At 57.1% G+C, this 19,802-nt stretch carries 14 protein-coding genes; 5 read left to right on the top strand and 9 right to left on the bottom strand.

Going from position 1 to position 19,802, the window contains the following annotated elements:
• Nucleotides 1-83: 83 nt before the first annotated feature.
• Nucleotides 84-1,151, top strand: coding sequence for an outer membrane-stress sensor serine endopeptidase DegS (degS, locus tag N7V53_RS19200; protein ID WP_023480784.1), 1,068 nt, complete (start codon nt 84-86; stop codon nt 1,149-1,151).
• 51 nt (nt 1,152-1,202) lie between these two features.
• Here the strand turns inward: degS and mdh are convergent, their stop codons facing one another.
• Nucleotides 1,203-2,141 (bottom strand): malate dehydrogenase, encoded by a 939-nt coding sequence (mdh, locus tag N7V53_RS19195; protein WP_042715833.1) that lies wholly within the window; start codon nt 2,139-2,141, stop codon nt 1,203-1,205.
• A 412-nt stretch (nt 2,142-2,553) separates the two neighbouring features.
• On the opposite strand from mdh, the gene argR reads away from it, so the two are divergent.
• The 3 genes from argR (at nt 2,554) to yhcN (N7V53_RS19180) (ending at nt 4,033) form a co-directional block, all read left to right on the top strand.
• The gene (gene argR, locus N7V53_RS19190; RefSeq protein ID WP_023480960.1) at nt 2,554-3,024 is read left to right on the top strand and encodes a transcriptional regulator ArgR; all 471 of its coding nucleotides are present in this window, start codon (nt 2,554-2,556) and stop codon (nt 3,022-3,024) included.
• 379 nt (nt 3,025-3,403) lie between these two features.
• Nucleotides 3,404-3,667 (top strand): peroxide/acid stress response protein YhcN, encoded by a 264-nt coding sequence (yhcN, locus tag N7V53_RS19185; RefSeq protein ID WP_023480826.1) that lies wholly within the window; start codon nt 3,404-3,406, stop codon nt 3,665-3,667.
• Between the two features lie 102 nt (nt 3,668-3,769).
• Nucleotides 3,770-4,033, top strand: coding sequence for a peroxide/acid stress response protein YhcN (gene yhcN / locus N7V53_RS19180; protein ID WP_124967168.1), 264 nt, complete (start codon nt 3,770-3,772; stop codon nt 4,031-4,033).
• A gap of 57 nt (nt 4,034-4,090) precedes the next feature.
• Here yhcN (N7V53_RS19180) and N7V53_RS19175 read toward each other — a convergent pair whose 3' ends face one another.
• The 6 genes from N7V53_RS19175 to aaeX form a co-directional block, all read right to left on the bottom strand.
• A complete protein-coding gene (locus N7V53_RS19175; RefSeq protein WP_279794521.1) occupies nt 4,091-8,173 on the bottom strand; it encodes a S6 family peptidase in 4,083 nt (1,360 codons plus the stop codon).
• Between the two features lie 161 nt (nt 8,174-8,334).
• Nucleotides 8,335-8,604, bottom strand: a complete 270-nt coding sequence (locus tag N7V53_RS19170) for a hypothetical protein (RefSeq protein ID WP_054803020.1) — start codon at nt 8,602-8,604, stop codon at nt 8,335-8,337.
• A gap of 27 nt (nt 8,605-8,631) precedes the next feature.
• Nucleotides 8,632-10,086 carry an NAD-dependent succinate-semialdehyde dehydrogenase gene (locus N7V53_RS19165; RefSeq protein ID WP_279794519.1) on the bottom strand — a complete coding sequence of 485 codons (1,455 nt, stop codon included), beginning with the start codon at nt 10,084-10,086 and terminating at the stop codon, nt 8,632-8,634.
• 83 nt (nt 10,087-10,169) lie between these two features.
• Entirely contained in the window at nt 10,170-12,137 is a 1,968-nt protein-coding gene (gene aaeB, locus N7V53_RS19160) for a p-hydroxybenzoic acid efflux pump subunit AaeB (protein ID WP_279794518.1), read from the bottom strand.
• Nucleotides 12,138-12,142: 5 nt separating this feature from the next.
• On the bottom strand, nt 12,143-13,075 hold the full coding sequence (aaeA, locus tag N7V53_RS19155; protein ID WP_279794517.1) for a p-hydroxybenzoic acid efflux pump subunit AaeA: 933 nt from the start codon (nt 13,073-13,075) through the stop codon (nt 12,143-12,145).
• A 7-nt stretch (nt 13,076-13,082) separates the two neighbouring features.
• A complete protein-coding gene (aaeX, locus tag N7V53_RS19150; protein ID WP_023480966.1) occupies nt 13,083-13,286 on the bottom strand; it encodes a p-hydroxybenzoic acid efflux pump operon protein AaeX in 204 nt (67 codons plus the stop codon).
• A 178-nt stretch (nt 13,287-13,464) separates the two neighbouring features.
• On the opposite strand from aaeX, the gene aaeR reads away from it, so the two are divergent.
• Entirely contained in the window at nt 13,465-14,388 is a 924-nt protein-coding gene (gene aaeR / locus N7V53_RS19145; protein WP_023480783.1) for an HTH-type transcriptional activator AaeR, read from the top strand.
• Between the two features lie 43 nt (nt 14,389-14,431).
• Here aaeR and tldD read toward each other — a convergent pair whose 3' ends face one another.
• Together tldD and yhdP are read right to left on the bottom strand one after the other, a co-directional pair.
• Nucleotides 14,432-15,877, bottom strand: coding sequence for a metalloprotease TldD (tldD, locus tag N7V53_RS19140; RefSeq protein ID WP_023480905.1), 1,446 nt, complete (start codon nt 15,875-15,877; stop codon nt 14,432-14,434).
• A gap of 84 nt (nt 15,878-15,961) precedes the next feature.
• Nucleotides 15,962-19,756: an AsmA2 domain-containing protein YhdP gene (gene yhdP / locus N7V53_RS19135; protein WP_279794516.1), complete on the bottom strand. Its 3,795-nt coding sequence runs from the start codon at nt 19,754-19,756 to the stop codon at nt 15,962-15,964.
• Nucleotides 19,757-19,802 lie beyond the last annotated feature (46 nt).

Raw genomic sequence — 19,802 nt, 5'->3', positions numbered from 1 at the left:
TCGTCCGGGCATCACCGCTGCGTGTGATGTCCGGATAACTCATGGTATGCTGCTGCGGTCCTTCTTTTAACGACTATCCCATCATGTATGTGAAGCTTTTACGTTCGATTGCAATCGGTGTTGTCGTCGGTGGCCTGATCATCGCCGCCATGCCGTCGCTACGTCAGAATAACCCGCTCGCGACGCATCAGTTAGACAGCGCCGATGAGACGCCTGCGTCCTATAACCCGGCCGTGCGCCGCGCCGCGCCCGCAGTGGTCAACGTCTATAACCGTAGCCTGAACAGCTCCACGCACGATCGCCTCGAAATCCGCACCCTCGGCTCCGGCGTCATCATGGATCAGCGCGGCTATATCATCACCAACAAGCATGTGATTAACGATGCGGATCAGATTATCGTCGCCCTGCAGGATGGACGTGTCTTTGAAGCCTTATTGGTCGGCTCAGATAGCCTGACGGATCTGGCGGTGCTGAAGGTGAACGCTAACTCCGGGCTGCCGGTGATCCCGATCAATGCCAAGCGCACGCCGCATATTGGCGATGTGGTGCTGGCGATCGGCAACCCCTATAACCTCGGGCAGACCATCACCCAGGGGATTATCAGCGCCACCGGGCGTATCGGCCTCAACCCCAGCGGGCGGCAAAACTTCCTGCAAACCGATGCCTCCATCAACCACGGTAACTCCGGCGGCGCGCTGGTCAACTCGCTGGGCGAGTTAATGGGTATCAATACCCTGTCGTTTGATAAGAGTAACGACGGAGAGACGCCGGAAGGGATTGGTTTCGCCATTCCGTTCCAGCTGGCAACCAAGATTATGGATAAGCTTATCCGCGACGGGCGGGTGATCCGCGGCTATATCGGTATCGGCGGGCGCGAGATTGCCCCGCTGCACGCTCAGGGCACCGGTATCGATCCGATTCAGGGGATTGTGGTTAATGAAGTATCGCCAGACGGCCCGGCGGCGCGCGCAGGTATTCAGGTCAATGACGTGATCACCTCTGTGAACGGCAAACCGGCGGTATCCGCGCTGGAGACCATGGACCAGGTAGCGGAGATCCGCCCTGGCTCAGAGATCCCGGTTGAAGTGATGCGCGACGACAAAAAGCTGACCCTGCACGTCACGATTCAGGAGTACCCGGCCACCAACTGACGGCCATAAAAAAACCGGAGCGCAGGCTCCGGTTTCTCATCTCAGCCGCGCTTAGCGGTTGACGAAGTCGACACCAAGTTCGATATCTTTTTTCAGCGTATCCAGCATGCCTTCCAGCGACTGCTGTTCAAACGCGCTGAGCTGGCCAATCGCCTTGCGCTCTTCTACGCCGTTTTTACCCAACAGCAGCGGCTGCGAGAAGAAACGGGCGTGTTCGCCATCGCCTTCAACATAGGCGCACTCAACGATGCCGCTCTCGCCCTGCAAGGCGCGAACCAGCGACAGACCAAAGCGTGCAGCCGCCTGGCCCATGGAGAGGGTTGCAGAACCGCCACCCGCCTTCGCTTCCACCACTTCGGTGCCCGCGTTCTGGATACGTTTGGTCAGATCGGCAACTTCCTGCTCGCTGAAGGTCACGCCCGGGATCTGCGACAGCAGCGGCAGAATTGTCACGCCAGAGTGCCCGCCAATAACCGGCACTTCAATCTCTGCTGGTTTCTTACCTTTCAGCTCAGCAACAAATGTATTGGAGCGAATGATGTCCAGCGTGGTCACGCCAAACAGTTTGTTCTTGTCATAGACGCCCGCTTTTTTCAGCACTTCAGCCGCAATCGCGACGGTGGTGTTGACCGGGTTGGTAATGATACCGATACAGGCTTTCGGCGCGGTTTTTGCCACCTGCGCCACCAGGTTTTTCACGATACCGGCATTCACATTAAACAGATCGGAGCGATCCATCCCCGGCTTACGCGCAACCCCTGCGGAGATCAGCACCACGTCGGCACCTTCCAGCGCTGGCGTCGCATCTTCACCGGAGAAGCCTTTAATGTTTACATCGGTCGGGATATGGCTGAGGTCTACAGCGACACCGGGAGTGACAGGTGCGATGTCGTAGAGGGAGAGTTCTGAACCTGAAGGCAGTTGTGTTTTCAGTAGTAGGGCAAGCGCCTGGCCGATACCGCCGGCCGCGCCGAGGACTGCGACTTTCATCCTAAACTCCTTATTATGGTTAGCTAAATATATTGTTACTCCGCTGCGGCGACCTTAATTCACCCTGCTAATTATGACAATAAGTGCGCCAAAATAACGCGGCACAGCCCACTGTAGCGATTTTATAAAAGGGTTAAATACGACCGTCAGATCGGCAAGCTAAGCAACTAACTTAACGAGTTTATAATATAGCTGTAGAATTCACCAAAATAACATCATATTTATAACATTTAATTTACTTTTTACTCTTATTTGCGACGTAAGCCACATGCTGATGTCCTTAACGAAAGAATTTGCTAAACTTCGCGCCCTTCCCCATAACTTTTCAGCATATTTATCTGCACAATGTTTGCATAAAAATTCATTAATATGCATAATAATGTTATTTTCACAGCCATATTACGGGTGACTTATGCGAAGCTCGGCTAAACAAGAAGAATTAGTGAAGGCGTTTAAGGCGCTTTTAAAAGAAGAGAAATTCAGTTCCCAGGGGGAAATTGTCCAGGCCTTACAAGAAGAGGGCTTCGACAATATCAACCAATCTAAAGTCTCACGCATGCTGACCAAGTTCGGCGCGGTGCGTACGCGCAACGCGAAGATGGAGATGGTCTACTGCCTGCCGATCGAGATGGGCGTGCCGACCACCTCCAGCCCGCTGAAGAACCTCGTGCTGGACATCGACTACAACGATGCGGTGGTGGTCATCCACACCAGTCCGGGTGCTGCGCAGCTGATCGCGCGTCTGCTCGACTCGCTGGGTAAAGCGGAAGGGATCCTCGGCACCATTGCCGGTGACGACACCATCTTCACCACGCCGGCCCGCGGTTTTACCGTTAAAGATCTCTACGAAGCGATTCTGGTCCTCTTCGAACAAGAGCTTTAACCGCGCATTCCCCTCGGTTCCCGCTGAGGGGGAATGTTCGGCATTTTTCCTCTTCCAGGCGACTTTTCACCCCATTTCATTTAACAAATAGTGCGATTTTTCGTTTCATTCCCCTGCCACAGCCGATAGCACCGCACAAAAAATCAAAGCAATCTATCTCGCTGATTTTATTAATCCTCGTTAACTAATTATTCGCCTTAAGCAAAATTTTTATGCTGGCAGGTTATAAAAACCGCCGTGCGTTATATGTATTCGGCGTAGTTATAATTAGCTTGGTATTAATTATTCGCGTGATTAGTGTATACTTGATTTCGTGATGGGGGTCACAAAACGAGCCCCTGGAAAAATTCAAAGAAAAGAATACGACGAGGTAAGCATTATGAATATCAAATCATCTATCGCAACTATGGGTATCCTCTCAGCACTCTCATTCGGCGCCTTTGCCGCTGACATGATCAATGCAGACCAGGCGCAAGACCGCCAGTCTCTGGGTACCGTCTCCGTCGGCGCCATCGCCTCTTCACCGATGGACATGAACGCGCAGCTGAGCAAAAAAGCGGAAGAGCAGGGTGCATCCTCCTACCGCATCATTGAAGCGCACAGCGGTGACCGCTGGCACGCGACGGCAGAACTCTACAAATAAGTTTTACCCCAAACCCTATGAATTAATCGCTCAACGGCACCAGGCATAAGAAAAGACGTTTAACCCTTCTCGCCGTTGAGTCTCTCTTAAGGAGAACACAGTATGAAACGCAATCTGATTATCGCATCCCTTGGCCTTGCTTCCCTGATCTCGTTCGGCGCAGGTGCCGCAACGCTGGTTAACAGCGATCAGGCCAGCAACCTGCAATCCGTAGGTACCGTCTCTGTTTCACAGATTGCCGGTGTACCGATGGATATCCGTCAGGAACTCTCTGCGAAAGCCGACCAGGCTGGCGCAAGCAGCTACCGCATTATTGAAGCCCGCACCGGTTCTCACACCCACGTGACGGCTGAACTGTACAAATAAACCCTCGTCGTCTGTCCGACGACTTGCCCCTGCCTCCCCTGGCAGGGGCTTTTTTTATCAGAAGTAGTAGTGCACCTGCGCGTTGATAGCCTGCTCCGCATCCATGTTGCCAAACCTTGAGTGCGCGACATCAAGCTCCATGTGGAGGTTATCGCTCACTTGCCCATCAATGCTGGCATGGTAGTGTATGCGCCCGTCACGCCCGGCTTTAACCCGCATATTGCCTGCGTCATCATGAAGGATGATATCGCCATCCGGCCGCAGTTCAGTCTCATAATGCCACCCTGCCCGCAGCGTAATCGCCCGATCGTCATCGCAGAAGTGCGCACCCGCCACGATCCCTGTACGCCCCACCCACGGAATTGCGCTCCGGCGATGCAGGGTGAGAGGAAGGCCGCGATCGTGCCAGTGAAGCGTGGCGCCGGAGAGCTTGCCCAGCACCACCCCCGCCTGCGGTTCGATATAGGCGTGCCGGGTCAACGGATAGTGATAACCCGCTTCAACGCCGCCTAACCAACTGTTAGTGCGGTAATCGCGCGCGTTAAGACCGCTGAACGCCAGCCAGTCGTGATTGAATGAGTGGACATATTTCACGGCGGTATCGAGATAGAAACCGGATTTGTTCAGCAACGTGGCGTAATAGCCTGCGCCGAAATCGCGACTGCTTCCCTGGACGCTTGCGCCGCTCAACTGCTGAGTGGCGTAACTCATATAGACGCCAGAAAAGAGATCGGCACCTGGCAAGGCGCTTTTTCTGTCGATACCCGACCAGGTCATGGCGTCGTGGTGGTTTACGCTCCCTTTGCCGGTGCCGTTATGGCGCTGCGTGAATGCCCACGCCCCCGCATGCCCGCCCTTCTCCCGCAACTGCACGGCGCGTTTATTCAGGCTATTCACTTCCGTAATGAAGCGCTTATAACTCATGGCAAAAAAGCGTCTGGCTTTGGCAATGGCGGCGGGATCGGGCGTCTGCCTGAAACCGGTCAGGATCCACTGCGTGCTTAGCGCATCCTCTTGCTGTTTGATAATCGGCTCAAGTTTGCTAAACCCCCGTACCGCTTTTGCCGCCGTAATGAGCGAAGCGGGCGTGCCGCGCGGGGCGGTAATCAACGGAAGATGCAGCCCCTGGAGGCGTCGGGAGAGCTTGAGCACATCAAGAAACAGAACGTTATTGCGCCCCCCCGCACGCTGGCTAATGACGATTTTATCGCTGCTTTGCAGGTCCGTACGCAGGGCGAACCCCGTATCATTGGCCTCTAACTCACCAATTTTTAAGGTATTAAAGCGGTATCTTCCTGCGGAAAGCCCCACCAGCGAGCGCGAAGCAGAGAGTTTGCCGACCTCAGAATCACGGCGTAGCTGCCACCGCGTCGCATTGAGGCTTAAGCGCACGCGCGGCGCAGAGAGTGAACCAATCCAGCTGCTCTTAAAACCAAAGAGCCTGGCCACGCTCCCCTTCTGCCCCGGCGTAAGCCCCTGAACAAGCCGCGGCACATCACTCTCACCAAAGCGGATGAACGCCTCGCCTACGGCGTGAATATGCCCCCACAGAGAAGCGAAGGGGGCCACGTTAAGCGTGCTTTCATCATTAAGTTCATACGTCGCACTGCTCTTGAGCGCATAGAGCGTAGGGGTAACGCGCCCCGCCGCAACAGGGTTTGCCGCCAGCAGTAGCGAGGCGGAAGAGCCGACGGTCACCGTAGCGTCACTGCCCCAGCCACCCGTTGCGGTCAGCCGTGCATTCTCCTCAAGGGTGAGCGGGGTTTGGCTAAACTGGCTGAATCCATCAAACGTGGCATCCCGCGATGAAACCGTTACCTGGCTATCCTGCCCGTAAACCGTGCCGGTAAATTTCTCCCGAATGGCGAGTGTCGAGTGGGCAGAGAGATTAATGTGCCCCCAGAAGCGGCTAAGCTCCTCATCAAGCGCTCCCGTTGAGCTGCCCCGGCGCGGTACGTTCACCACGCCATTGCCATCATTGATATCGATATAGGGTGTAGAGCTACCCAGCGTGATAGCCGAGCCTCTGGCCTCAATATTGCCGGTCAGCGACGCATTTCTGGCAAGGTCGAACGAGGCATAATCAAGCACTAACCGATTGACGTGAAAGATGCGGCGCTCCCAGTCCGGCTGCGTAAACGAGACCGGCTCGCTGCGCAGCGAGAAATCCCTCAGCGAACGCAGTTTTTCAACAATCTCCGGCGTGTTATAGGCATGGATAACAGGATGTCCCTGAAACACCAGCCGACCATACTGCTGCGTAAAATCACCGGCTATGTCGACTGCGCCATCCAGGATCAACGCGCCTCGCGTTCCGGGTGCGACACGGTTAGTGAAGTTAAGATTTCCCCGCAGCTGGCCGTGATAGATATAGTCCTCATCTTTGAGGCGCTCATACCGGGTGCGGATCGCCTGCTGATGATCGTGACCGACAAACTCCCAGTGTTCATTGCTGTGCTGATTGTCCGGGAACCAGTCATAGTCAGGCGTTTTAAGAATGAAGTAATCATTGGTGCCGGTGTTGGAATTACGGTACCCATACAACTCGCCGACCTTCCCTGTTCGCGAGTAGGACCACTCGTAGACGGGAATGGTGTCGATAGCGCGCTGATAGCGTAAATTGATATCGGCCCGCTTTGCTGCCCGGTTAATCAGCGCAGCGCCGTAATCTTCGGCATTGAGCTGGTGGAAGGTGAGCGCATTGCCGTTAACGTCCAGCCTGCCGCCGCGAAAGCCCCACGTAATCGAATCGGGATCGACCTGCTGACCATCGCGAAGCACCACTAACGGCCTGCCGCTGACGATGCGCAGCACGCTGCATGCCCTCACCCTGCCCTGTGCATCGGGACGCTGGGCAAGCACCACGGTTCCGTCACCGACATTTAATCCGCCCGGATTGACGCCCACCGCGTTAATATTCAGCGTCCCTTTACCCACCTTATGCAAGTTATCGCCGTCGGTGCCGTTCACCAGCCATTTTACTGTCGCGCCGGAAGCGATATTGACGCCACCGCCGGTCCACGTCTGCGCCTGCATCGGCGAGACGCTGGCGTTGCCATAAAAGGTTAAGCTTCCCGCGCCCTGATCGACGCTATCCTGCAACATCAAAATAGCGTCCGTGCCGCGAAAAATCAGATCGTTACCGCTGCGGGTGCTCTCTGTGCCCTTGCCCTGCATGGCATAAGTGTTTCTCCCCTGGGTTAACGTGCCCGTGCCTGTGGCGGCATTGTATCGCCAGATAAACAGCGCATTGTATTGCCTGTTTTCTATCGCCGCGCTGGCATATTTATCCCTTGTCTGCTGAATGAATTGCGGATCAACAAAGGTGTACGCGGTCTGCTCAAGAGGCCCCAGATAGAGCATGCTTAATGAACCGACCACGATCCATTGGTTATTCAGGCTATCCCAGGCGTAGAGCGGAGAGCCGCTATCGCCCAGTGCGCCATGGCTCGCCAGCGGACCATTTTTAGGGTCAAAAACATCGCCGGAGTTGATCACCAACAGTTGATAAAGGTTAATCCGCGGCTGCCCGATAGTTCCGCCGGTGAGAAAACGATACGCCCCCTGAATATCGCTCCGCTTTCCCGCGGCATCGCTCACTTTTTGTCTGCCGGAGCCCATGCGGTAAAAGAGACGAAAACGCGCCTCGTCATGCAGCGTTTTAAGCGGCATGTTCAAGGGGGCTATCGCGGCGGGCGCCACCTCCGTCACCACTTTATTTAAGCGAATAACGCTAAAGTCCTTTAGCCGAATACTCTCTCTGTCTGCCAGCTCATAAGGATGATGACCAAATTCCAGGGTCCTGAGATATGACGTGGGATTATGATGCACCGTGGTTGCATATTGCGGGTGAATAAGTGTAGCGATACCCGTGGTGTTATTTACGCTGCTGAAATCGGGCATCGGCGCCTGATTTAACCGGCCAACCGTCTGACCATATTTATTATAAATGGGCACATCCCGGGCTCCCGGATAAAAAGCCCCCTTATTGCTCGCGAAATCACGATAGGTCTGATAAGGAATATCGGCATTCGCCACGGAGCGTTGAACAATGCGCGCTTTCGCATGCAGTGCGCAGGAAGGGAAAAAGAGTGATAAACAGAGTGATAGTGTGACTTCAAGCGAATATATTTTTTTCATACCAACCATCCTTTGGTTTAGTAATAGAAGAAAATATTGCTCTACATTGAAAATATAGTAATAAGCCCCTACTTATTATATTTATCGCGACAGGCTCTTTGCCCGTCGCGAATTAACTCTAGCACAGCGCGATATTTATATATTCTGAAAATAGAGTGCGGCTAGCGCACATTAAAATGCAGCGCGCCCTCCAGCTCCTCTTCCGCTTCATCAAACAGCAGGATCAGCGCCCCGAAACGGCGGCGCTTCTTCTCCGGCAGATGGATAAAAGCAATCTCCAGCGGCAGCGGTAACGCTTCCCCCATCACCGCATCCCACAGCGAATCGAGATCGTGCACCTTCTCCTCTTCAAGGGCGAACTGGCGGCAAAAATCGCGGTAGAAGGCGCGCTGATCGGCGATCTCTTTGAAATCGAAAGTGTAGGTTTTCATGCTCTCCATCATCTGCCGTTCCACTGTTTATAAGCCGCCTAAATGTAGCGTTTTCACTTCCATAAACTCGTCTAACCCCAGCACAGAGCCTTCGCGGCCTAACCCCGACTCCTTCACGCCGCCAAAGGGCGCGACTTCGGTCGACACCGCGCACTCGTTCACGCCGATCATGCCACTCTCCAGCGCCTGCGAAACGCGGAACACCCGTTGCAGGTTTTGCGTATAGAAGTAGGCCGCCAGCCCAAACGGCGTGGCGTTGGCGCGTTTGATCACCTCCTCTTCGCTGGTGAAGCGGAAGCAGGCGGCAAGCGGGCCGAAGGTCTCTTCCTGCGCCAGTTTCATGCCATCGCTACAGTCACCGAGCACCGTCGGCTGCCAGAAGTTACCGCCCAGCGCGTGCGGTTCGCCGCCGGTCAGCACTTTCGCGCCTTTCGCTACCGCATCTTCAACATGCTCACGCACCTTATCGACAGCGGAGGACTCAATCAGCGGGCCGACGACCACGCCCTCATCCATGCCATTGCCCACTTTCAGCGCCTTAACCGCCTCGCTCAGCTTGCGGGTGAACTCGTCATAGACCCCTTCCTGGATATAGAAGCGGTTGACGCTGACGCACACCTGGCCTGCGTTGCGGAACTTGTTCGCCACCGCGCCCTGCACTGCGGCATCGATATCCGCATCGTCAAAGACGATATAGGGCGCGTTGCCGCCCAGCTCCATTGAGACCTTTTTCATCGTCTCGGCAGCGTTGCGCACCAGCGTTTTGCCCACCGCCGTTGAGCCAGTGAAGGAGATTTTGCGCACCTCCGGGCTTGCCATAATGGCATCGCTGATCTCAGAAGTTGTGCCAGCAACCGCGTTTAGCACGCCATCCGGGACACCCGCTTTTTTTGCCAGCGTTAACAGCGCAAAGGCGCTCAGCGGCGTATTGTTAGCGGGCTTGATCACCCCGGTGCAGCCTGCGGCCAGCGCCGGGCCGAGCTTGCGGGTCAGCATCGCCATCGGGAAATTCCACGGCGTAATTGCCGCCACCACGCCGACAGGTTCACGGGTCGCCAGAATGCGCGATCCCGGCTTCACCGGCGGAATGATCTCGCCGTTGGCGCGTTTTGCCTGCTCGGCAAACCACTGAATAAAGCTGGCGGCGTACTCGACTTCGCCCTCCGCCTCTTTCAACGGTTTACCCTGCTCGCTGGTCATCAAGTGCCCCAGCCAGCTTTTGTTCTCGATAATCAGTTCATACCAGCGATAGAGAATGGTTGAGCGCTCTTTGGCGGTTTTTGCCCGCCAGGCGGGAAAGGCGCGCGCTGCGGCGGCAATCGCCTCTTCGGTCTCTTTTTTCCCCGCTTTCGCCACGCGCGCGATCACCTCGCCGCTGGCCGGGTTCAGAACCTCAAAGGTGGTCTCCAGGGTTTTCCAGACGCCATCGACCAGATAACCGGTCTGAAAAAGCGCACTCTCCTGCAATGCCTGCGTGCTCATGAGTTCTCCTGATCTGCGGTGTGTTGATTCTCCAGTGAAGTATAGTCATAAAAAAACCGACGCTTAGGGCGTCGGCTTTGTCATTAATTGCTGGTTAGCGCGTGTTGATACTTATGTAGCATGCCGGTTAGCCGCTCGACCGGCTCCGTCACCTGCGGCGAGGCATTCCACTCACGCAGTTTCTGCTGGTAGACAGCCAGCTCTTCAAGCAACTGGGTAAAGTAGCGACGCCGTTTGGTATCGGATCCGGCGGCGATCACCTCAGATGCGGTGCGGCGCAACTGCCGGTGGAACGCCGAGAGATCGTCATTGATCGGTACCGGCGCATCGCGCAGCCGCTGGTGGGCAATGATCAGTGTTAACGCCAGGCGAAACTTCGCCACATCGCCGGGAAACTTATTCAGCAGCAGGAAGAGCTGTTGATAGAGCGCCGGGAGGTGGTTCTCTTTACGCCGGGCGGTGTTGGTGGTCATCGCCGAGACCGCTGCCGAGACAAACTGGTTAAGCAGCACGCGTCCGGTGCGCGCCTGCGAGTTATCGCGCACCAGCAGGATCACCGTTATCGCCAGCACCACGCCCACCAGCTGCCCGAGCGCGCTGTCGAGGAAGAAGCTGAACTTGAAGGTCATCGGGTTATCCAGCACCAGAATATTGATGGTGCCCGCCAGCGTCGCCATCGATCCCAGCCGCCGTTTCTGCACTTCGATACCAATAAAGAAGGCCAGCACCGCAAGGCTGATACAGAGCAGCAGCATGCTTTGCTGGGTGGCAGGCAGGATAACCAGGAAGTAGAGCGCGCCTATTGGTAATGCCCACAACATGCCGTAAACGAAATCTTTCGCCACCATAATCGGGTTAGGCAGCCGCATCGCCAGCGAGGTAACAACGGCGATCATCACCATCGCCCCGCTGCCGGAGGTCCAGCCGGTCCACAGCCAGAAGAGCGTACCGAGGGCGCAGGAGAGCGTGGTGCGCCAGAAGTTAATCATCGCGTGGTGACGCTCAGCGGATTCCGCTTTCACCACCGCTTCGCCCCGCAGCACCTCCTCTTCGATGGCGCTGATTTTGGTATTGCCAATCACGCCGCGCTTAAGCAGCAGGTAGCGCGTCGCCGCCCCGACCCAACTGTAGAGCGTCACCGGCGTGTCACGCTCACCGGTCCAGACAATCACCCGGCGCATGCGTTTTAACTGCCGGTGTACGTCCTGCACCGTTTCGACCGGCTCGTCGAACAGCTCGCGAAAGGTATCGGTGATCAGCTCCGGGCGCGTATTCTGAATCAGGTAGGTTTCGCACGCCTGGGTAATCAGCGTCAGCGACAGCGTATTGATCACCTTCAGACGGCGGTTTGCCAGCCCCCAGCGCGAGGATTCGATCTTCAGGTTGCTGCGCATGCCATCCAGCCCGGCGGTGCGGCGAACCAGCGCGGCCCACGCGGCATCAACCTCTTCACTGTCGCCATGCTTGATACAGAGTTGCATCAACTGGTAGTGCGCTAACAGCAGGCTGTCGAGCTCCTGGTCGATTACCTGCTTCACCGAGCGCGGCGAGAAGAGCAGATCGGCGACAATCGCGCACAAAATCCCCACCACGATCTCACTACAGCGCTCCACGGCATATTGCGGTGCCAGCAGCGGGTTAGGCTCAATGGTGATAACAATGATCAGCGCCGTGTAGCCCGCCAGCCCCCAGGCGTAGGAGTTCTCAACGCGTATCAGCGAGGAGACCCAGGTACAAAACCCCGCCCAGATGCAGCTCACCAGCAGCATCAGCAGCGGCGTGCGGATCAGCATAATGATGATGGTCAGCCCGGCGATACAGCCAATAAAGGTCCCGGCGATACGCAACATACCCCGGTAGCGGATTGCCCCGGAGTAAGGCTCGCCGCCTGCCGCAAAAGCGGGACCGGCGGCAACAATCGCCGCGGTCAGCACCGCCCAGCGCGGTGTTTCAAGCTGGAAGTGAAAGCCGACAAACAGCGCCAGCACTACCGCGCCGGCCAGCTTGCAGGCAAAGCGCAGATGCTGGCTGGCGATAGAGAACAGCCCCATAGCGATTACCCCAGCTCACGCAGACGGTGGGCGATTTTACGAAACAGCGAATCGTGGCTGGCGTCGCGATCGGTTTTGCCGGTGACCACGACGGTTGCAGTGGTGCCTGCCGGCCACAGGTTGCCCTGCTGTTGATCCAGACGGATGCGCACCGGCACGCGCTGCGCCAGACGAACCCATTCGAGGTTGGAGTCGACGGTCGCCATCCCTTTGCTGTCATTGGTGCTGCTGGAGTTAGTCACCCCGGCGGCGACGCTGTCGACGGTGCCTTTCAGCACCTGGTTGCTGCCTAACGGTGTGATCTCGGCGCGGTAACCGGCGCGCACGCCCTCAAGCTTGGTCTCTTCCATATAGGCCAGCACATAGAAGCTGTTCTGTTTCACCAGCGCTACGGCAGTGGAGCCGCGGGTGATGAACTCACCGGCGTAAACGTTGAGGTTGGTGACCCAGCCATCGGCCGGAGCACGAATAGTGGTGCGCTCCAGATCGAGCTTCGCCAGGTCGCGTGTCGCCTGCGCTTTCGCTAACTGATGCAGTTCGGTTTGCAGGGTGTTATTCGCCTGATCAATCTCTTCGCGCGACATCGCCTGGATGCCTAACTGGTTACGGCGGCCAGCTTCGCGTCGCTTCTCATTGACTAAAGCCTGGTAATAGGCGACATCGGCTTCATCCTGCTCGAGCGCTTTTTGGTAGCGCGGCTGGTCGATGGTGAAGAGCACCTGGCCCTGTTTAACCAGCTGGTTATCGTGAACATCGACGCTGGTGACCAGCCCGGTGACATCCGGGGCGATGGCTACCACGTCGGCGGTGAAGCGCGCATCGCGCGTCCAGGGTGATTCGGTGTAGTAAACCCAGGCGCGGAAAATGGCGATAAACGCCAGGATAACAAGCGCCACGGTGATCGCGGTACGGGTGATATTTCTTGTTAGTGTTTTCACTTCTACCTCAAACAAATAAACGCGACAGCAGGTAAAACAGGCAGCAATAGAGCGCGGTGTTAAACAGCGCAGGATGCCAGACAAAATCGTAGATCCCGGTCGGGATCAGCATCCGACGCACCAGCCAGAAAATCGCCAGCGACAAAATCAGCTCGAAAAAAATCGGTGGGAACGACAAACCGAACACCACGATGACGGGAAACAGACTCATGTTGACCTTGGTTTTTTTACGCTTGCAGGTGATAAATCGTTCGTACGCCACCGCAGGAAAGGGCAAGGAGAGCCAGGCGAGAGTGACGTGAATATTATGGATAGATAGTATATTAGCGTAACTGTTATGCTGTTATCTATATTATGTGATCTAAATCACTTTTAAGTCAGAGTGAATAATGGAACGTTTAAAACGCATGTCGGTGTTCGCCAAAGTGGTGGAACTGGGCTCCTTTACCGCCGCTGCACGTCAGTTGCAGATGAGCGTTTCGTCCATCAGCCAGACCGTGGCGAAGCTGGAGGATGAGCTACAGGTTAAGCTGCTGAACCGCAGCACGCGCAGCATTGGGCTGACCGAAGCGGGAAAGATCTACTATCAGGGCTGTCGCAGAATGCTCCATGAAGTGCAGGATGTGCACGAGCAGCTCTACGCCTTTAACAATACGCCCATCGGCACGCTGCGCATCGGTAGCTCTTCAACCATGGCGCAAAATGTGCTGGCAAAAATGACCGCCGAGATGCTGAAAGAGCACCCGGGGCTGTCGGTTAATCTGGTAACGGGCATCCCCGCGCCGGATCTTATCGCCGATGGTTTGGATGTGGTGATCCGCGTGGGCGCATTGCAGGATTCCAGCCTCTTCTCCCGCCGCCTCGGCACCATGCCGATGGTGGTCTGTGCGGCCAAAAACTATCTCGCCCAGTACGGCACACCGGAAAAACCGGCCGATATGGTCAACCACTCGTGGCTGGAGTATAGCGTGCGCCCGGATAACGAGTTTGAGCTGGTGGCCCCGGAAGGGATCGCCACGCGCCTGATCCCGCAGGGGCGGTTTGTCACCAACGATCCGATGACCTTAACCCGCTGGCTAACCGCCGGCGCCGGGATCGCCTATGTGCCGCTAATGTGGGTGATCGAAGAGATCAACAGCGGCCAGCTTGAGATCCTGCTCCCGCGCTACCAGTCGGATCCGCGCCCGGTTTACGCGCTCTACACGCAGAAAGATAAGCTGCCGCTGAAAGTGCAGGTCTGTATCAACTATTTGACGGATTACTTTATCGAGGTGGCGAAGGTCTACCAGAGCATGCAGGGGCGCAGGGTGTGAAAGCATTCACCCTCTTTGCGCGAAAGAGGGTGAACGGTAAAGCTTAGGCCGTGCCGCCGACGGTCAGGTTGTCGACCTTCAGCGTCGGTTGACCCACGCCAACCGGCAGGCTCTGCCCCTCTTTGCCACAGACGCCAACGCCGTTATCAAGCTTCAGATCGTTGCCGACCATCGAGATCTGCTGCATCGCTTCGATGCCGGAGCCAATCAGGGTCGCGCCTTTAACCGCTTTGGTCACTTTGCCTTTTTCAATCAGGTACGCCTCGGAGGTCGAGAAGACGAACTTACCGGAGGTGATATCCACCTGGCCGCCGCCGAAGTTCGGCGCATAGATGCCATACTCCACGGATTCGATAATCTCCTGCGGCGTCGATTTGCCCGCCAGCATATAGGTGTTGGTCATACGCGGCATCGGCAGATGGGCATATGACTCACGACGGCCGTTACCGGTCGGCTTCACGCCCATCAGGCGCGCGTTCATCTTGTCCTGCATATAGCCTTTCAGTACGCCGTTTTCGATCAGCGTATTGTACTGGCCCGGCGTCCCTTCATCGTCGATGGCGACTGAACCACGGCGATCGGCGATGGTGCCGTCATCAACCACGGTGCAAAGCTCGGAGGCAACCAGCTGGCCCATCTGGCCGCTGAATACGGAAGTACCGCGACGATTGAAGTCCCCTTCAAGACCGTGACCAACGGCTTCGTGCAGCAGCACGCCCGGCCAGCCTGCGCCCAGCACTACCGGCAGCGTGCCCGCAGGCGCAGCGACGGCAGAGAGATTGACCAGCGCCATACGCACCGCTTCGTGCGCCCAGGCATCGGCACGAACTTCGCCATCCACCTCTTGCAGGAACCAGTCATAACCGAAACGACCGCCGCCACCGCTGGCACCGCGCTCGCGTTTACCGTCATCCTCAACCTGTACGCTGACAGAGAGACGCACCAGTGGGCGAACATCGGCCGCCAGCGTGCCGTCCGTCGCCGCCACCAGAATCAGTTCATAGACGCCGGTCAGGCTGGCGGTCACTTCCTGCACGCGCTTATCGGCAGCGCGTGCCGCTTTATCGACGCGACGCAGAATGTCGAGCTTCTCTTCGCGGCTCATGCTTTGCAGCGGATCGATGCTGGTATAGAGGCTCTGATGCTCGATCGCGCCGAGGGTTTTGACTTTACCGTCGCCCTCTTCGCGGACGATGGTGCGCGCGGCCTGCGCGCTCTGCTCTAACGCCAGCAGGCTGATCTGGTCTGCGTAAGCAAAACCGGTTTTCTCGCCGCTGATGGCGCGCACGCCCACGCCCTGGTCAATATTGTACGAACCATCTTTGATGATGCGGTCTTCTAAAACCCAGGATTCGTGATAGCTCGACTGGAAATAGAGGTCGCCGTAGTCAAGACGACGCGCGGTCAGTTGACCGAGAATGGCAAACAGATCCTGATGATTCAGGCCATTCGCTGCCAGCAGTTGTTCACTCACCAGATTAAGACTCATCATGTTTTCTCGTCGTTGCCGCCACATCGGGCAATAAAAAAGTGCGATACAAGGAGCTTGAGGCAATTCGCCGATGCCGTCAAATCATTGCTTTTTGTCGGTGCGCGGCTGGCGCATCACTTCATTGATCTGCGGCTGGTCTACCGGGCCGGTAATGCGGTAGCGCAAAATGGAGACTTTATTCCACAGCGGACCCAGCACTTTACTGGCCGCGAACACCGCCGCGCCGACAATCGGGTTAACGGCAAACGCCGCCGCCACGCCAACGGTCGCGGAAATTTCCGGTGCCACCACCGCTTCAACATCGAGCTGGCGACGCACCAGATCCACTGAGCCTTTCATCGCAATATCCGCTTCCAGCCCGTCGACCAGCGTGTCATCGGTGTGCAGCACGCCATCTTTGATCCACGCCGTGCTGCGAATGGAGTCAAACCAGAAGCCCTCATTACTGAAGGTGTCGCTGAAATCAAAGCGCAGCTTACGCAGCAGCGAGTCGACGCTGAACAGGCGCAGGATCTGCCCGGCATGACCGGTGCTGATATCGTCGATTTTGCCTTTGCCGAGGCGCGTGCGCAGAATGCCGTTGAGCGACGCTTCCTGCGGCTGCCACGGCGCGCTGCGCCAGTGCAGATCGTAATTGACGTTGAACGGTGCGTCGCGCACCGGCGTCGGCACTCCGAAGAAGCCCATCGCCGAATCCAGTTTGTCGCCGCGCAGAATGCCCTTAATAGAAGTGCGCTCGCCGCCCGTGCGGTTGACCCACTCGCCGTCGGCAGTCAGGCGCGCCACACCGCTATCGACCAGCCCATTTGCCAGCGTCAGCGTATCGCCTTTAATGGCGAAATCGCCCTCGATACGGCCATATTTCTGCCCCCACAGCCAGCACTCTTTACAGCGCAGTTGCAGATCGGGCCAGCCGCTGAAATCAATCCGCTGCTGCTCGCTGAAAAGCGTGGTTGGCGAAGTGATATCTTTCGTCTTCGCGGCGCTCGCCGGGTTGTAGTAGAGATAACGAATATCGGCCTGCCACGGCGCGTTTTTATTGATCTTCAGCGTCGCGTTAAGCTCGCGGCCCTGCGCGTCAATAGTGGTGCCGGCAAACTGCGGCTGCGAGACGATGCTCATGTTATTCCACTGCTGCCCGCCGAGCGTCAGGGCGGGCGTGCGCAGCGTGATGCGCGACGGCAGTGAAGCGCTGCTGCTGACATGGCTTGCCGCACCCTGATTAAACAGCGCCAGCCACTGCGCGCCATCCAGCGGCGGCAGATTAAGCTCCAGCCCGCTCTGCTCCGGCAGCGGCGGCGTAGTTTTACTCTCCGAGGTCCAGATCCCGCGATCGAGCGCCAGCTTGCTGCCGAGCAGCCAGCGGCTGTTGAAGTGGTTATTCGCGCCTGCGTTACCGGTCAGTTCAAAGCTGTGCAGGTTGCCATCCACTTTCACCTTCACCGGCAGCGCATGACCCGCCCGCTTATCGAGCGGCGGCGGTAAGGTGCTGGCGATATTACCGAGATCGCCTGCCAGGTTGACCTTATAGCTCGCTTCGCCGCGGTAAGGGAGCGTCACGCCAACATCCCCTTTCCACGTCACATTTCCGCGCAGCGCATCGTTAAGCTGCTCCGGCAGTACGCCGGTACGCGATGGCTGCCAGTTGCCGTTGAGATTGACCGCCACCTCGTAGGCTTTAGCGCCCTCGGTAGTGGTGAAATCGACGTTCAGCGGCTGGTTAAACCAGGTGGCGGTCAGCGGCTCACTCTTCAGGTTGCCATTCTCAAAGCTGAATTTGCCGCTGAGGTTTTTCAGTGTGCTGCTGATGGGCTTGATAAACAGCGAATTGTTTTTCAGCGCGACCTCGCCTTTGGCCAGCGTCATCTCGCCGTCCAGCGGAATATCGAGATGTAAGCGAGCGCTCACATCGCCGTCAATTTGCAGCTCATCTAACGCGCTGCCGAGCGAGTCATGCAGAGGCGTTTCTTTAAAATAGGGGCCAACCGCTTTGCCCGGCCCGTTGATATCGGCATCAATGATCAGCTTCTCTTTGATGTAATCCGGGATCGCGGCGGCCAGGTTGCTGGCGGTCACGCCGCCGAGCATCACCTTGTCGCTCTTCATCCATAAACCGTCATTGAGGAAGTCGAGACTAATGTCGAGGTTTTGCAGCGCAGGCCAGTCCGGCTGGAAAGCAAAGGTGGCATTGCGCAGCGGCACCAACACTTCAAACTGCCCCTCGTTGTGCTTATAGGGGAAAAGGCTCGGGTTGCCAGCGTAGACCAGCGTGGCGTTTTCCGTCTGCCCGCCTTTAATCGCGCCGCTGAGATAATCCACCAGCGCTTTGCCCATCAGGTTTTCCGGGAAGTAACGCCAGGCTTGCCCGGCGTCGGAGACGTTAATCCCCGCCAGGATGCTGAGCCACGGCTCTTTGCCTTCCGGTTGCAGATAACGGAAATCCCCGCGCGCATGCAGCCCGGTGGCCTGCACATCAATATTGCGCCCGTCCAGTTGGAAGCCCTGCTCGTTCTTCTGCCAGTTGAGCGTTGCCAGCCCCTTTTCGAGCTCCAGCGGCGCGCGAAACACCGTCTCATACGGCATCTTCGCCTGCGAAATATCGGCGGTTAAGCGCCCGTTTTCGACGCTCCCTTCAAGGGTACCGGCGAAGTGCTCCATTCCCGGCAGCAGCTTCCACTGATGCCAGCTGAGATCCTGCCAGCGCGCCTGGAAGCGGCTCTTTTCCGGCGTTTTTAACGGAATATCGACCGCCAGCCGCTCGAGTTTTCCCGCCGGTTGCAGGGTATTCCAGATGTCATACATCGCCGGGGAGATCTTCTGCGCAATCGGCATCAGCCCGTCGAGGCTGTTCAGTTCAAGGTTGCTGGCGCGAACGCGTAGCTCATCGCTCGCCTCTTTCGCTTCCTGCGCCGGTACCCAGGCGAAGCTGAGCGCGCCCTGCGGCCAGGGTTTGTCATCAATTGCAATGCGCGTTACCGGCACGTCAAACTGCCAGCCCGCTTTCTGTCGGCTGATATGGGTGGTGAGGTTGTCGACGGTCATGCGATGGGTGGTATTATTCCCCAGCCAGCTGGCACCACCTTTTTTCAGCCACACATCGCCGCTTTCAATTTCGCCCTTGTTGAGCGTCATCCACCCTTCGAGGCTAAAGCGGGCCGAGGTGAGCGCGACCTTATCCTGCATCCACTGGCTGAGCCACGGTTTGACGTCAATATCATCGGCCTGTAGCCAGACGCGCCCATTATTTAGCAGGCCGTTGTCATCGCGCAGATCCATGCGCACCTGCATCACGCCATGCTGCCCGGTGAGGCTAGTGAGGCTCACCTGCCCTTCGGCACGGTGACGATCGTCGCCGTTAAGCCAGGTAAGCTGCGGGATCGCCAGTTCGGCGCGTTGGCCTGAAGGCGTTAAAAAGCTGACGCGACTGTCGCGTAGATCGAAGTGATCGAACTGGCGTAAAAAGAGATCGCTGATGCGATCTTTGCCGAGGGTATTGCCCTCTTCGCTGCTCTCAAGGGGGGTATTGCTGTTAACCGCGAGTTGGTAAAAGGTGAGATCGCGAAACTGCCAGCGCAGGTGCAGCAGGCTCTGCCAGACGTCGAGCGCCAGCGTAACGCGCTTAACCTCAGCGCTGCCGCCATCTTTCAGCGTGGCCTGAATATCGCGCACCTCCAGCTCCGGGCCGAAAGTTTGCCAGCGCGCCTGAAACTCGCTGGCCTTAAGCGGAAGGCCGGTTTCAGCGGAGATGCGCGCCAGGATCGGCTCGCGCCACTCATTAAGGTGGGGTAACACAAGGCGCAGCCCACTTACCAGCAGCGCCGCGATAACGATCAGCGTCGCGCCTGTAAGCAGTAATATCCCCGGCAGTCGCCTCACGCCTCTCTCCTTGTCAAACCCATCAGACCCGCTTGTTTCGCAGCAT

This window comes from Kosakonia sp. HypNH10, from assembly GCF_029850615.1.
Taxonomy (GTDB): domain Bacteria; phylum Pseudomonadota; class Gammaproteobacteria; order Enterobacterales; family Enterobacteriaceae; genus Kosakonia; species Kosakonia cowanii.
This window is presented reverse-complemented; position numbering and strand designations above follow the sequence as displayed.

Bases quoted from the DNA above. Each gene is read 5' to 3' on its own strand.
- aaeB (WP_279794518.1), bottom strand. From the start codon at position 12,137: ATGGGGCTGTTCTCTATCGCCAGCCAGCATCTGCGCTTTGCCTGCAAG.
- argR (WP_023480960.1), top strand. From the start codon at position 2,554: ATGCGAAGCTCGGCTAAACAAGAAGAATTAGTGAAGGCGTTTAAGGCG.
- degS (WP_023480784.1), top strand. From the start codon at position 84: ATGTATGTGAAGCTTTTACGTTCGATTGCAATCGGTGTTGTCGTCGGT.
- N7V53_RS19165 (WP_279794519.1), bottom strand. From the start codon at position 10,086: ATGAGCACGCAGGCATTGCAGGAGAGTGCGCTTTTTCAGACCGGTTAT.
- yhcN (WP_023480826.1), top strand. From the start codon at position 3,404: ATGAATATCAAATCATCTATCGCAACTATGGGTATCCTCTCAGCACTC.
- N7V53_RS19175 (WP_279794521.1), bottom strand. From the start codon at position 8,173: ATGAAAAAAATATATTCGCTTGAAGTCACACTATCACTCTGTTTATCA.
- aaeR (WP_023480783.1), top strand. From the start codon at position 13,465: ATGGAACGTTTAAAACGCATGTCGGTGTTCGCCAAAGTGGTGGAACTG.
- yhcN (WP_124967168.1), top strand. From the start codon at position 3,770: ATGAAACGCAATCTGATTATCGCATCCCTTGGCCTTGCTTCCCTGATC.
- aaeX (WP_023480966.1), bottom strand. From the start codon at position 13,286: ATGAGTCTGTTTCCCGTCATCGTGGTGTTCGGTTTGTCGTTCCCACCG.
- N7V53_RS19170 (WP_054803020.1), bottom strand. From the start codon at position 8,604: ATGAAAACCTACACTTTCGATTTCAAAGAGATCGCCGATCAGCGCGCC.
- mdh (WP_042715833.1), bottom strand. From the start codon at position 2,141: ATGAAAGTCGCAGTCCTCGGCGCGGCCGGCGGTATCGGCCAGGCGCTT.
- tldD (WP_023480905.1), bottom strand. From the start codon at position 15,877: ATGAGTCTTAATCTGGTGAGTGAACAACTGCTGGCAGCGAATGGCCTG.